Genomic DNA, 14,289 nt, shown 5'->3' with positions numbered 1-14,289 from the left:
TTCCAGGGATCGTAGGGTTCTGCGGAGGAGAGCCCCAGGAGTTAGGGCCAGGAGGACGAAAGTCCCCGAGGCCCGGGGGCGAACGGCCCACTGCCCACGCGACCTAGCATGGGCGCATGCGCCTGACCGCCTTCACCGACGTCTCCCTGCGCCTGGTCATGCGGCTCGCGGTGGCCGGGGAGGGTGAGCTGCTCACCACCCGCACCGCGGCCGCGATGCTCGCCGTGCCCTACACCCACATGGCCAAGGCCGTGGCACGCCTGGCCGAGATGGGGCTGGTGGAGACGCGGCGCGGGCGCGGCGGCGGGCTGCTGCTGACCGAGGCCGGGCGGCGGTCCTCGGTGGGCGCGATCGTCCGCGAGATCGAGGGTTCGGGCGACCTGGCCGGATGCGAGGACGACCCGCCCTGCCCGTTGCGCGCGGCCTGCCGGCTGCGCGGCGCCCTGGCCCAGGCACGCGAGGCCTTCTACGCCTCCCTGGACGAGGTGACCGTGGAGTCCCTGGTGTCCCCGCCCGCGCGCCAGGTGCTCGTGGTGCTCCGTGAGGACGGTTCCCCGGCCTGAGCTGAGCTGGCCTGAACTGGGATTTCCCTGGTTCACCCACCCCGCTGCCGGGTGTCCGGGCGCCGGTTTTAATATGCATATCAGATACCAATTATTTGACCCGGGGCCCCGACCCCGTCAAAGGAGGACGCGTGCTCTCCACCGAGTCCGCAGCCACGGTCCGCGCCACCATCCCCGCCGTCGCAGGAGCACTGGACACCATCACCGCGCGGTTCTACGACGCCATGCTGGGCGAGCGCCCCGAGCTCCTCGACGGTCTGTTCAACCGCGGCAACCAGGCCAGCGGTCAGCAGCGCCGAGCCCTCGCCGGGGCCGTCGCCGGGTTCGCGACCGCCCTCCTCGACCACCCGGACGAGCGCCCGGACGCCCTGCTCGCCCGCATCGCGCACAAGCACGTCTCCCTCGGCGTCACCGAGGACCAGTACGTCATCGTGCACAAGTACCTGTTCGCCGCGATCGCCGAGACCCTCGGCGAGGCCGCCACCCCCGACGTCGTCGCCGCCTGGGACGAGGTCTACTGGCTCATGGCCGGGAGCCTCATCGCCCTGGAGGCCCGCCTGTACCAGGAGGCCGGAACCACCGGCCGCGACGTGTGGCGCCCCTGGCGGGTGGCAGGCCGAGTCGAGGAGACCGCCGACACCGTCTCCCTCACCCTGGAGCCCGAGGGCGCGGAGCCCGCGCCCGGCTTCCGGCCCGGCCAGTACGTGAGCGTGCGCGTCCAGCTGCCCGACGGCCTCCACCAGGCCCGCCAGTACTCGGTCTCCGGCTGGGACGGCAACCGCCGCCGCATCACGGTCAAGCGCCTGCGCGCGGGCGAACACCCGGCCGGGGAGGTCTCCACGTTCCTGCACGACTCCGCCGCACCCGGCGACACCCTGATGGTCTCCGCCCCGGCGGGCGACGTCACCCTGCCGGGCGGTGACCACCCCCTCGTCCTGGCCTCCGCCGGGATCGGCTGCACCCCGATGGTCGCCATGCTCAAGCACCTGGCCGAACAGGGCAGCACCCGCCCGGTCCTGGTCCTGCACGCGGACCGGTCACCGCAGGCGCACGCCCACCGCGAGGAGGTCGCGGCCCTGGTCGGGGCGCTGCCCGGCGCCACCGCCCACACCTGGTACGAGAGCGGCGCGGAGACCACCCCGGGGTCGCGTCCGGGGACGATGGACCCGGCCGGAGTCGAGGTGCCCGAAGGCGCCGAGGTGTACCTGTGCGGCCCCCTCCCGTTCATGCGCGACGTCCGGTCCCGGTTCCTGCGTGCGGGGGTCCCCGCACGTTCGGTGCACTACGAGGTCTTCGGTCCCGACCTCTGGCTCGGTGCCGAGGGCTGACTGATCGCCCGGCTGGCCGCTTCCGGACGGGCGGACGGCCCCGAAGCCCGGTGGCGCGGCCGCTCCGAGCCGACATACTGGGCAGCATGCAGGTCCACGAAACCTCCGCTGTCTTCGTCGGTCGCCACACCCAGCTGTCCCTCCTCGCCGCTGACGCGCGCCGGACCGGCCCGGAGGGCGCCCGGGCCGTCCTGGTCTGCGGCGGGGCGGGGGTCGGCAAGTCCCGCCTGCTCGACGAACACCTGCGGCGGGTCCCCGACACCCCCTCCGCGGTGGGCGGCTGCCTGGAACTGGGCGCGGAGGGCATCCCCTTCGCGCCCTTCACCGCCCTGCTGCGCGAACTCGTCCGCTCCGGCGGGCCCACCACAGACCCCACCGGTGACCTGGGACGACTCCTTCCCGAACTCGGTGGCGCCGCCGGTGCCGCCGACCAGGGGCGGGCCCGGCTCTTCGAGTCCGTCCTCACCTACCTGGAGGAGCGGGCGGCACCCGAGGGCCTCACCCTGGTCATCGAGGACCTGCACTGGGCCGACGCCTCCACCCGGGACCTGCTCGTCTTCCTGCTGCGCAACCTCGGCCCCGCCCCCATCCACCTGCTGATCAGCGTCCGCACCGACGACCTGCACCGCGCCCATCCGTTGCGCCGACTGCTCCCCGAAATCGAACGCCTGCCCCGGGTCCGTCGCCTGGACCTGGAACCGCTCTCCCGGGACGAGGTCGGCGCCCAGGCCATGGCCCTGCGCGGTGGCGAGCTCGACCCGGCCGACCTGGACCTGCTCTACGAGCGCAGCGGCGGCAACCCGCTCTTCGTGGAGTCGTTCCTGGCCGTGGACCACGACCCCGCCGGGGCGCCCCTGCCGGACGGCCCCCGCGACCTCCTCCTCGCCGCCGTCGAACCCCTCCCCGAACGCAGCCGCCGTGTCCTCGGCCTGGTCGCCACCGCGGGAACCCGGGTCCGGCACACCCTCCTGGCCGACGTCGCCCGCCGCGCCGGGATCACCGAGGACGCCCTCGACTCCGCCCTGCGCCCGGCCATCGACGCGCAGATCCTGCGCACCACCGAGGACGGCTACGTGTTCCGGCACGCCCTGCTCGCCGAGGCCGTCCAGTCCGACCTCATGCCGGGCGAACGCGTACGCGCCCACCGCAGGTACGCCGAGGCCCTCCAGAAGGGGGTGGACCGGATACCCGAGGGGGAGCGGGCCATCCAACTCGCCCACCACGCCCACTCCGCGCACGACCAGCCGCTGGCGCTGGCCGCCGCCTGGCAGGCCGCCGAACACGCCTCCGCGGTGGACGCCTACCCCGAGCACCTGGCGTTGATCGAGCGTGTCCTGGAACTGTGGGACCAGGTGCCCGACGCCGCCGAACGGGTCGGACTGCCCCGCGACCAGGTCCTGGTCCGCGCCTCCGAGGTCTGCCTGGTCGCCGGTTCGCTGCGCCGCGCGGTCAGCTATGCCACCGACGGCCTGGACGAACTCGGTGTCACCGGTGTCCACGACCCCCGCAAGGGCCGCCCCGACGACTTCGAGCGGATCTCCCGGCTGCGCCACGCCCGCGCGCGGGCGCTCAAGGAGATGGGTCGCGACGGCGCGCTGGAGGACCTGGGTGAGGCCGGCCTCCTGCTGCCGCCCAACCACCCCGACTCCCCGGCGATCGGTGCGACCCTGGCCGCCACCTTCATGATGCGCGGCCACCACGACCAGGCGGCCAGGGCCGCCCGCAGCACTCTTCGCCGGGCCCGTGAGCTCGGTGACCGGCGCAGCGAGGCCGACGCCCTGATCACCCTCGGCAGCCTCAGCAGTCCTGCCGACAGTGAGGAAGGGCTGGTGCTGTTCGGTGAGGGCATCGCCATGGCTCGGGAGACCGGTCACGTACCGGCCGAGATCCGGGGCATGAGCAACCTCAGCGGCTACCTCAAGAACCTGAACCGCCTGGAGGAGAGTGCCCAGGTGTCCCTGGAAGGGCTGCGCCGCTGCCGCGAACTCGGCCTGACCCGCACCCAGAGCGGGGCGTTCGCCTACGGGCTGGCGGTCACCCGGTTCAGCCAGGGCCGGTTCACCGAGAGCGAGGAGCTGCTGTCCGGTATCCGTGACGGCGGGGTGACCTCGGCGCGGGCGCTGACCCTGCGCATGCACCTGGACCTGTACCGGTGGCGGCCGGACGCGGTGCGCGCCGCCGTCGAGGAGTTCCGCCGCGTACTGCCCGAGCGCAGCAGTTCCCCGGTGGAGCACCTGCCGGTCCACATGGTCCTCCAGCAACTGGCCCTGTACGAGGGGCGCCGGATCGACGCCGGACGGATGGTCCGGGACCTGCTGGCCAAGGCGGTCGCCAACGGAGCCCTGGCCACGATGGTGCACGGCCTGTACCGGTCCGTCCTGGCCTGGCACACCTCGATCGCCGCCCTGCTCGCGGAGGAACCGGGGGAGGAGGCCCGGGAACTGGTGGAGCGGATCCGCGGGCTCCTGGCCGAACTGCCCACCACCTCCGGCCATGCGGACGCCACCCCGGCCCGGATGGCCGCCGACGCCTGGCTGTCCCCGGACCCCCGGGACGCTCTGGCCCTGTTCGAAGCGGCCCTGGCCGAGGTAGGGCCCGCCGGACACGTCATCGTCCAGGCCGAGTACGGACTGGCCGCGGCGCACGCCGCCCTGCGGGCCGGGGACCGGGACAAGGCGGTCAAGCATGTGGACGGGGTCCACCGGCTGGCGGTTCGGCACGGCATGGCGCTGTTCGAGCGCGAGACACGGGTCCTGCGCGCCCGCCACGGCTTGCCCGACGGGGAGGAACGGGTCGCACTCACGGCCGGGGACAGCCCGGTCGCGAACTCCCCTGCTCCCGCTGCCACGGCTCTGCCGCTGGGACTGACCCGCCGCGAGCTGGAGGTGCTGACCGAGGTCGCCAAGGGGCTGAGCAACAGGGAGATCGGCCAGGCCCTGTTCATCTCCGCCAAGACGGTGAGCGTGCACGTCACCAACCTCATGGGCAAGCTCGGAGTGAACAACCGCACCGCCGCCGCGGCCAAGGGGCGCGAGCTGGGAGTGATCTGAGCCCATTTCCAGGGCGGTCCCTGTCCGGAACCGGCCGGAAACCGAGGTCAGCATGGCTCACCCGCCTGAGGACCCTCTAAGGTCGGATCGGTGAAAATCCTCAAATACATCCTCCTCTCCCTGGGCATGATCGCTTTGGGGGTCGGCTTCTTCGGCTCGATCTACCTCGAGAACGGCAACACCAACAACATCTGGTGGTCCTGCGAGGCCAACGAACGCGAGAACGACCCCGAGATCATGCGCTGCACCGTCAACGGCGGCTACGAGGCGATCGTCGGAATGTCGCTGACCAACATGAGTCTGATCGGCCTCGGCCTGATCGGGGCGTCCATCGCCGTGGGCCAGGGCATCCAGCCCAAGGAGAGCCCCGCCCGGTACCAGGCGCCCCATCCGGGGCAGGCCCCGCAGCCGGGCCGCCCCCAGCCGCATCCCGGCCAGCAGCCGCCGCCCGGGTACCCGCAGGGACCACCTCGGTAGCCGGTTCGTTTCGCGGGCCGGGGCCGCGACCCTGCCCCGGTTCCCCTTTGTTCTTGGGCATACTGAGCCGTATGCCCCCTTCCCCCTTCGTCGGCCGCCGCCCGCATCTGGACCACCTGCTGGGTGCGGCCGCGGCTGTCGGGTCCGGGAACGCTCGCACGAGTCTGGTGGTGGGTGACGCCGGGATCGGCAAGACCCGGCTGATCAGTGAGTACCTGGCCCGTAGCCCCTTGGCGCGGACGGTGGTCGGCGGGTGTCTGGAGCTGGGGACGGAGGGCATCGCCTTCGCTCCTTTCGCCACCGTGCTGCGTCAGCTGGTGAGAGACACCGAAGCGCCGATTGCCGGCGGAGAGCTGGCTCGGCTGGTTCCCGGATTGGGCCCGGTTCCGGAGGCCACCGAGGAGAGCCGGGCCCGGTTGTTCGAGGCGGTGCTGACCTTCCTGGAGGAGAGCGCTCTCCCGGGCGGGCTGGTCGTGGTGGTGGAGGACCTGCACTGGGCCGATGCCTCCACCCGGGACCTGCTGGTGTTTCTGTTGCGCAACCTGGACGCCGTTCCGGTGCACCTGGTGGTCTCGGTGCGTTCGGACGACCTGCACCGTACCCATCCGCTGCGCCGCCTGCTCCCCGAGATCGAGCGCCTGCCGGGCGTCGCGCGACTGGACGTGGAAGCGCTCTCCCAGGAGGAGGTCGTCGAACAGGCCGCCTACCTCGGGCGCAGCACCGATCCTGATCTGCTGTACCTGCGCAGTGGCGGGAACCCGTTGTTCGTCGAGTCCCTGGTCGCCGACCCCGCGCCGTTGGAGAGCGCCCTCCCGGACGGTCCCCGTGAACTCCTGCTGCGTACGGTCGAAGCCCTGCCCGAGACCACCCGCGCGGTGCTGGGTCTGGCCTCGGCCTCCGGCGACCGGGTCGACCACGCCCTGCTCGCCGAGGTGGCCGCGGGCTCGGGAATCAGTGAGCTGGAACTGGACGCCGCCCTGCGCCCGGCCGTGGACGCCCAGGTGCTGCGCGCCACCGAGGACGGCTACGTCTTCCGGCACGCGCTGCTGGCCGAGGCGGTCTATGCGGACCTGCTGCCCGGGGAGCGGATCCGCGCCCACCGCCGCTACGTGGACGCCCTCGACCACGACAGTCCTGGACGGTTGCCCGGTGAGACCGCAGCCCAGCTGGCCCGGCACGCACACATCGTGCACGACCATCCGCGTGCTCTCGTCGCGGCCTGGGCCGCCGCGGAGCACGCCGAGGCCTCCGCCGCCCATCCGGAGCGCCTGGGCCTGCTCGAACGGGTGCTGGAGCTGTGGGAGATGGTGCCCGAGGCCGAGCACCTTGCCGGGGCGCCGCACGGAGAGGCGCTGCGCCGGGCCTGTCAGGCCGCCCACGTCTACGGCAGTACCCGCCGGGCCGTCGCGCACGCTACCTCCGGACTCGGCGCCACCGACCCGTCTATTCACCCCGAGCTCACCGGAGAACTCCTCATGGCCCGGGGAAGAGCTCGCAGCGACCAGGGCCGGGCCGACGCGCTGGAGGACCTCGAGGCGGCCGCCGAGTACCTGGACCGTGATCATCCCCGGCGGCCCGCCCTGGACGCGGCCAGCGCCACCGCACTCATGCGGCTGGGCCTGGACAAGGAGTCCGAGCGGGCGGCCCGGGCGGCCCTCGCCTGCGCCCAAAGGGTCGGTGACCGGGTCAGTGAGGTGGATGCGCTGATGACCCTGACCAACCTGCTCGGTGAGGTCAGAGGGCTCGTAGGAGAGCCGGTCGGCCCTCGGAGTTCCGAAGAGGAGAGTGAAGCCGACGCCAGGAAGGGCCCGGAGGGGGAAGCAGTTACTGCCATGCTGCACCGGGCGATCGACCTCGCTCAGCGCACTGGGCAAGTACGCATGGAGGTGCGGGCCTGGCGCAATCTGGCCATCCACCTCGACCAGGAACTGCGGTTGGAGGAGGCTTACCGCGCCGCCGAGCGCGGGTGGCGGCGCTGCACCGAACTGGGAGTCTCTCGAAGCCAGGGGGTCGGTTGCGCCACAACGATGGCATCCCTGCTCAACGACATGGGACGCCTGGACGAGGCGGAGGAACTACTCGACCGTCTCCCGTACGGACAGTCACGCCAGGAGGCCTACCGGCTGAACCTGACGGCCATGTTCCACGCCTTCCAAGGCCGCTGGGAGCAGGCTGAGGAAGCGTTGACGGCCTTCACCCGGATCATGCCCCGGGACATCTCCTCTCCTCTGGAGTACCTCAACCAGTACTACGCCCGGCTCTACCTGCTGATGTACCGGGGCGACCTGGTCGAGGCGGCCCGCTCGGTCGGACTCGCCACCGCCGACATCGGCACGATGGCTCCCGGACGGTTTCCCCATTACGGGCTCACCGTGATGGGGGATCTGGTCCTTCGGCTCCGACAGCACGGTGGTACCGAGGAGCGGTACTGGGCACAGAACCTCGTCGACCATCTGAGGTCCGACCTGGTCCACCGCCGAGGGCCCGTCTCCCCGCTGGGGCGCCTGGGGTACCGGATCATGGAGGGGTTCCTGACGGATAAGCCCACGACGGCACTGGAGCACTTCACCGAAGCGGTACGCATCTGCGAGGAAAACGGATACCGGGGAATTCAGTTCCGATCCCTTATGGGAGCCTTCCACGCAGCCCTGGACCTGGGCGACCACGATCGGGCCAGGACACTGCTGGAACGCTTCGGCTCCCTCCAAGGGCAGGGGACGGCGTGGATCCTGCGCCAGGACGCGGCGCGGATGCGCGCGGCCCTGGCGGCGGCCGAGCCGGTCCGAGTGTCCGCGGGGCTGCCCGGCGGGTTGACCCCACGTGAGGCGGAGGTGCTGACCGAGGTCGCCAAGGGGCTGAGCAACCGGGAGGTGGGCCAGGCGCTGTTCATCTCGGCCAAGACGGTGAGCGTGCACCTGAGCAACGTGATGGGCAAGCTGGGTGCGGGCAACCGCACGGCGGCGGTGGCCAGGGCACGAGAGCTCGGCCTGCTCTGACCGTTCGAAGCGGGCGGCCAACGGATACGGAACCGAGTCCCGGCGAGCCTCCCGAGCCGGTTTTCCTTGGGCATACTGTGCCGTATGCCCCCCTCTGCCTTCGTCGGCCGCCAGCAGCAACTCGACCTCCTCCTCTCCGACGCCGCCCGGGCGAGTGGGGGCGAGTCCAGGGCGGTCCTGCTCTGCGGCGACGCCGGGATCGGCAAGTCCCGGCTGCTGGAGGAGTACCTGGAACGCACACCCATGCGGCACTCGGCGCTGGGCGGCTGTCTGGAACTGGGTGCCGAGGGCATCGCCTTCGCCCCCTTCACCGCTCTCCTGCGCCAGCTGGTCCGCGTGGTCGGCGAGGGCGGTGAGACCGCTGGTGGAGAGCTGGCCCGGCTGGTTCCCGGGCTGGGGCCGGTACGGGAGAACACCGACGACAACGGCCGGGCCCGGCTGTTCGAGGCGGTGCTGACCTTCCTGGAGGAGAGCGCTCTCCCCGGTGGGCTCAGCCTGGTGATCGAGGACCTGCACTGGTCGGACGCCTCCACCCGGGACCTGTTGGTGTTCCTGCTGCGCAATCTGGACTCGGTGCCGGTGCATCTGGTGGTCTCGGTCCGTTCCGATGATCTGCACCGCACCCACCCGCTGCGCCGGGTGCTCCCGGAACTGGAGCGGTTGCCCCGGGTGCGGCGGGTCGACCTCGAACCGTTGAGCAGGAATGCCGTGGCCGAGCAGGCCACCGCGCTGCGCGGGGCGGCTCTGGACCCGGCCGCGCTGGAGCTGTTGGTGGAGCGCAGCGGCGGGAACCCGCTGTTCGTGGAGTCCTTCCTGGCGGCGCCGGACGGCGGGAGCGTGCCGGACGGGCCGCGTGAACTGCTGATGCGCCGGGTGGAGCCGCTCGCGGCGGTCACCCGCAAGGTTCTGGGACTGGCCTCGATGGCCGGTGACCGGGTCGACCACGGACTGCTCGCGGAGGTCGCCGAGGCCTCGGGGATCGGTGAGGACGACCTGGACGAGGCGCTGCGCGAGGCCGTGGACGCGCAGGTGCTGCGGGCCACGGACACCGGTTACGTGTTCCGGCACGCGCTGCTGGCCGAGGCGGTCAAGGGCGACCTGTTGCCGGGCCAGCGGGTTCGGGCCCACCGGCGGTACGCACAGGCTCTGGCGGGCGGGGTGCCGGGGCTGCCGCGAGCGGAAGCCGTCGCGCAGTTGGCCCACCACGCCTATGCCGCGCACGACCACCCGCGGGCGCTGACCGCCGCGTGGGAGGCCGCCGGCCTGGCACGGGACACGAGTGCCTACCCCGAGCACCTGGAACTCCTCGAACGTCTGCTGGAGCTGTGGGAGCTGGTTCCCGACGCCGGGGAACGGCTCGGGTTCCCTTACGGGGAGCTCCTGTTGGAGGTCTGCCGGGCCGCGCAGATCGCGGGCAGTATGCGCCGGGCGGTGGAGCACGCCACCGAGGCCCTGGCCGATCTCGACCCCGGGACCGAACCCGAGTTGGCGGCGCGGTTGCTGGTCGCGCGCGGCCTGGCCTTCAAGGAGCTGGGCAGACTCGATGCCCTGGACGACCTGCGCGCGGCCGCCGCGCTGTTGCCCGAAGGACATCCGGAACGGGCAGCGGTGAGTGCCAGCACCGGCGCGGTGCTCATGATGCAGGGCGGAACCACTGAGGCGGAGAAGGTCACCCGGGCCGCTATCGAGGAGGCGCGCGCGTGCGGCGACCGGGCCAGCGAGGCCGACGCGCTCATCACCTTGGGCAGCCTGCTGGACTCCACCGGTTCGGAGGAGGCGTTGGACCTGCTGCGCGAGGGGATCCGCATCGCCCGGGACATGGGCCAGGACCAGGTGGAGTTGCGTGGCCTGAACAACCTCGGCAGCGGCCACAACTACCGGTTCGAGTACGAGGAGTGGCTGGTCTGCGCGGAGGAGGCCCTGGCGCGCTGCGTCGAACTGGGGGTGTTCCGCTCCCAGGGGGTCATGTACGTCAACGGCGTGGTCAGTGCCCTCGCTGCTCTGGGCAGGTTCGCGGAGGCCAGGGAGAGACTGAGCACGAACCCGGCATCGGACGACCTGGCGGGAGGGCGTCGGCAGGCCCTCATCGCCCAGCTCGCCGCTCTGGAAGGGGACTGGGAGACCAGTCGCCGGGCCCTGGCGGAGTTCGCCCGCCTGCTGCCATGGGACACCACCACGACCGTTGAGTACATGTCGGATCACTACACCCGGCTTCTGCTGCTGTTGTACGGGCCGCAGGAGCAGCTGGCGGAGGCGGCCCGGCGGGCCCTGGAGGGGGAACGCGACTTCGGTCTGCTCTCCCAGACCCGCTTCAGCGTGTCCGGCCTGTCCACCACCGCCTCGGTGGTCTGGCGGCTGCGGCGCCGGAACGGCCCCGGGGACCGCGAACTCGCCGGTGAACTGGCCGGGGTGCTGCTGGAGGTGCTGGCTGGCGAGGACTGGCCGGGCGCGCCGGTGGGGGAGATGACCCGCCATGCCTGCCTGGGCTTCCTGGAGGAGGATCCGGCGCGGGCGCTGGAGCACTGGGAACTGGCGCTGTCCCTGTCCGAGCGGGCCAGGGGCATTTTCCGGGGCGAATGCCTGTACGGAGCCTTCTGGGCCGTGCTGGAGTCCGGTGCGGCGGATCGGGCCAGGGAGCTGTTGGGTCAGGCTGAGGCGTTGCTGGCCGAGCTGGGTACCCACGACATCCGTCAGTTGTCGGGGGAGATGCGTGCGGCCCTGGCGGAGACGTCGAAGGTGCTGCCCGCCGGGCTCACCCCGCGGGAGGCGGAGGTGCTGGTGGAGGTGGCCAAGGGGCTGAGCAACCGGGAGGTGGGGGAGAGGCTGTTCATCTCGGCCAAGACGGTGAGCGTGCACGTCACCAACCTGATGGGCAAGCTCGGGGTGAACAACCGTACGGCGGCGGTCGCGAGGGCCAGGGAGCTCGGGCTGGGGTAGTCGGCGAAGGGGACCGGACTTGGGCATACTGGCCCGTATGTCCCCCTCAGCCCTTGTCGGCCGCCAGCGGCAACTCGACCACCTCCTCTCCGACGCCGCCCGGGTGGGCGGTGGCGAGCTCAGGGCGGTCCTGCTGTGCGGTGACGCCGGGATCGGCAAGACCCGACTCATCACGGAGTACCTGACCCGTACCCCGCTGGCCCGTACCGCCACCGGTGCCTGTCTGGAACTGGGTGCGGAGGGCATCGCCTTCGCGCCGTTCACGGCCGTGCTGCGGCAGCTGGTCCGTGACGGCGGAGGGGCGGGCGGGGTCGGTAACAGGACAGCCGGGGGCGAGCTGGCCCGACTCGTTCCGGCGCTGGGGGAGGCGCCCGAGGTCACGCAGGAGAGCCGGGCCCGGCTGTTCGAGGCGGTGCTGACCTTCCTGGAGGAGAACGCTCTCCCAGGCGGGTTGGTGGTGGTGCTGGAGGATCTGCACTGGGCCGACGCCTCCACCCGGGACCTGCTGGTGTTCCTGCTGCGCAACCTGGAGGCCGTTCCGCTGCATCTGGTGGTCTCGGTGCGCTCGGACGACCTGCACCGCACGCATCCGCTGCGGCGACTGCTTCCGGAGCTGGAACGTCTGCCGGGGGTCGGCCGGGTGGATCTGGAACCGCTCTCCCGGGAAGAGGTCGCCGAGCAGGCCTCGGCGCTCGGCCGTCAGGCCGACCCGGACCTGCTTCTGGAGCGCAGCGGCGGGAACCCGTTGTTCGTGGAGTCCTTCCTCGCTGACCCCGCCCCGTTGGAGAGCGCCCTTCCGGACGGGCCGCGTGAGTTGCTCCTGCGTGCCGTGGAACCCCTGCCTGAGGGCGCCCGTCAGGTGCTCGGGCTGGCCTCGGTGGCCGGGGACCGGGTCGAACACGACCTGCTCGCCGAGGTGGCCGAGGCATCGGGGGTCGGCGAGGGCGCACTGGAGTCCGCGCTGCGCCAGGCGGTCGATGCCCGGATCCTGCGTGCCACCGACACCGGTTACGTGTTCCGGCACGCGCTGCTCGCGGAGGCGGTCAAGGAGGACCTGCTGCCGGGGCAGCGGGTGCGGGCCCACCGCCGTTACGCGGAGGTCCTGGACGCTGGGGGGTCGGTTCTGTCGCGTGCCGAGACCGTGGCCCAGCTGGCCCACCACGCCTACGCCGCGCATGATCACCCGAGGGCTCTGACCGCCGCGTGGGCCGCGGCTGAGCACGCCGCGGCTACCGCTGCCCACCCCGAGTACCTGGCACTGCTCGAACGCGTGCTGGAGCTGTGGGAAATGGTCCCGGACGCGGCCGAGCGCTTGGGTCAGACGCACGGGGAACTCCTGCTGAGGGTGTGCCGGGCCGCGCAGATCGCGGGCAGCCTGCGCCGGTCGGTCCGGCACGCCACCGACGGGCTCACCAGTCTCGACCTGGCGGCCGCCCCCGAGACCGCGGCCCGCCTGCTGGTGGCCAGGGCCCGGGCCTACAAGGACCTGGGTCGGACCGAGGCCCTGGACGACCTGCGCGCCGCGGCCGCACTGCTGCCCGAGGGGCACCCCGAGCGGGCCGCGGTGAGCGCGGCCACCGGGTCGGTGCTGTTGGTCTGGGGTTGGGACACCGAGGCGGAGGAGGTCACCCGGGCCGCCATCGAGGAGGCGCGCGCGTGCGGCGACCGGACCAGTGAGGCCGACGCACTCATCACCCTGGGCAGCCTGCTGGACTCCACCGGCTCGGCGGAAGCCCTGGAACTGCTGCGTGAGGGCGTGCGGATCGCACGGGAGCTGGGTGACGTCCGGGTGGAGATGCGCGGACTCAACAACCTGGGCAACAATCACGCGAGCCGGTTCGAGTTCGAGGAGTGGCTGGTCTGCGCCCGGCAGGTGCAGGAACGGCGCGCCGAGCTGGGGGTGCTGTACGCCCCGGACACCAGCTACGTCAACGGGATGCCCGAAGCGCTCATGGCACTGGGGCGGTTAGAGGAGGCCCGGGCCGAACTGCGGGCCAGCCCCGCCACGGAAGGCAGGGTCGGGGCCCTGCACCAGGCGGCCCTCGGCCAGCTTGCCGTCCTGGAGGGCGACTGGACGGCGGCCCAGGGCGCCGTGGACGAGATCGACCGGCTGCTGCCCTGGGACACCACCCCGCCGGTGGAGCACGTCCTGCGCTACAACCTGCGGATCCTGCTGCTGGTGCACGGGCCCGAGGAGCGGCCGGCCGAGGCGGCCCGGCTGATCCTGGACGGGGAGGCCGACACCGGTCTGCTGTCCCGGGTCCGGGTCATCGCCCACGGCCTGTCCACCATGGCGGGGGTGGCCTGGCGGCTGCGTCGCCGGGCCGAGCCCGCGGATCGCGAACTCGCCGACGAGCTGGCCGGGCGCCTGCTGGCGACCCTGGCCCGGGAGGACTGGCCGACCTCACCGGCGGGTGAGCTCACCCGGAACGCCTGCGCGGGCTTTCTGGAGCCGGACCCCGTTCGGGCCCTGGAGCACTGGAAGCGGGCGCTGCCGCTGGCCGCTCGGGTCCGCTGGACCCTGCGCGTCGAGTACCTGCACGGGGCGTTCTGGGCGGCCCACGAGGCGGGAGAGGCGGAACTCGCCAGGGAGCTGTCGGAGGGGGCCGAGGGGATGCTGGCCGAATTCGACGCCCGGCTCGTGCACCAGCACGTGGCGGAGATGAGAGTGGCTCTGGGCGGGGCCCTGAACCCGTCGGTGGTCCTGCCCGCCGGACTGACCAGGCGGGAGGCGGAGGTGCTGGTGGAGGTGGCCAAGGGGCTGAGTAATCAGGAGGTCGGTGCTGCGCTGTTCATCTCCGCCAAGACGGTGAGCGCGCACCTGAGCAACCTCATGGCCAAACTCGGTGCGAAGAACCGCACCACGGCCGTCGCCCGGGCCCGCGACCTGGGCCTGGTCTGAGGGGGCGGAGCCGGCCGGGCCGGTTCCGGGGCGCGG

Annotated in this window: 7 protein-coding genes; all 7 read left to right on the top strand. The window is 72.3% G+C overall.

Annotated elements, in window-relative coordinates:
• Nucleotides 1-116 precede the first annotated feature (116 nt).
• The 7 genes from NE857_RS23900 (at nucleotide 117) to NE857_RS23870 (ending at nucleotide 14,253) form a co-directional block, all read left to right on the top strand.
• A complete protein-coding gene (locus NE857_RS23900) occupies nucleotides 117-563 on the top strand; it encodes an RrF2 family transcriptional regulator (protein ID WP_254417739.1) in 447 nt (148 codons plus the stop codon).
• A gap of 131 nt (nucleotides 564-694) precedes the next feature.
• Entirely contained in the window at nucleotides 695-1,891 is a 1,197-nt protein-coding gene (locus tag NE857_RS23895; RefSeq protein WP_254417738.1) for a globin domain-containing protein, read from the top strand.
• 86 nt (nucleotides 1,892-1,977) lie between these two features.
• On the top strand, nucleotides 1,978-4,941 hold the full coding sequence (locus NE857_RS23890; protein WP_254417737.1) for a helix-turn-helix transcriptional regulator: 2,964 nt from the start codon (nucleotides 1,978-1,980) through the stop codon (nucleotides 4,939-4,941).
• Between the two features lie 90 nt (nucleotides 4,942-5,031).
• Nucleotides 5,032-5,418: a hypothetical protein gene (locus NE857_RS23885; RefSeq protein WP_254417736.1), complete on the top strand. Its 387-nt coding sequence runs from the start codon at nucleotides 5,032-5,034 to the stop codon at nucleotides 5,416-5,418.
• Between the two features lie 71 nt (nucleotides 5,419-5,489).
• A complete protein-coding gene (locus NE857_RS23880) occupies nucleotides 5,490-8,414 on the top strand; it encodes a helix-turn-helix transcriptional regulator (protein WP_254417735.1) in 2,925 nt (974 codons plus the stop codon).
• A gap of 84 nt (nucleotides 8,415-8,498) precedes the next feature.
• Entirely contained in the window at nucleotides 8,499-11,351 is a 2,853-nt protein-coding gene (locus tag NE857_RS23875) for a helix-turn-helix transcriptional regulator (protein WP_254417734.1), read from the top strand.
• Nucleotides 11,352-11,388: 37 nt separating this feature from the next.
• Complete coding sequence (locus NE857_RS23870) at nucleotides 11,389-14,253, top strand: helix-turn-helix transcriptional regulator (protein WP_254417733.1); 2,865 nt, start codon at nucleotides 11,389-11,391, stop codon at nucleotides 14,251-14,253.
• Nucleotides 14,254-14,289: the final 36 nt, after the last annotated feature.

Origin of the sequence: Nocardiopsis exhalans (assembly GCF_024134545.1) — a bacterium.
GTDB classification, from domain to species: Bacteria; Actinomycetota; Actinomycetes; order Streptosporangiales; family Streptosporangiaceae; genus Nocardiopsis; species Nocardiopsis exhalans.
The sequence above is the reverse complement of the archived record's forward strand: the minus strand, read 5'-3'. Positions and strand labels throughout refer to the sequence as shown.

What these genes read in the sequence shown, in the direction of transcription:
- NE857_RS23890 (WP_254417737.1), top strand. Translation starts at nt 1,978, where the DNA reads ATGCAGGTCCACGAAACCTCCGCTGTCTTCGTCGGTCGCCACACCCAG.
- NE857_RS23900 (WP_254417739.1), top strand. Translation starts at nt 117, where the DNA reads ATGCGCCTGACCGCCTTCACCGACGTCTCCCTGCGCCTGGTCATGCGG.
- NE857_RS23880 (WP_254417735.1), top strand. Translation starts at nt 5,490, where the DNA reads ATGCCCCCTTCCCCCTTCGTCGGCCGCCGCCCGCATCTGGACCACCTG.
- NE857_RS23875 (WP_254417734.1), top strand. Translation starts at nt 8,499, where the DNA reads ATGCCCCCCTCTGCCTTCGTCGGCCGCCAGCAGCAACTCGACCTCCTC.
- NE857_RS23870 (WP_254417733.1), top strand. Translation starts at nt 11,389, where the DNA reads ATGTCCCCCTCAGCCCTTGTCGGCCGCCAGCGGCAACTCGACCACCTC.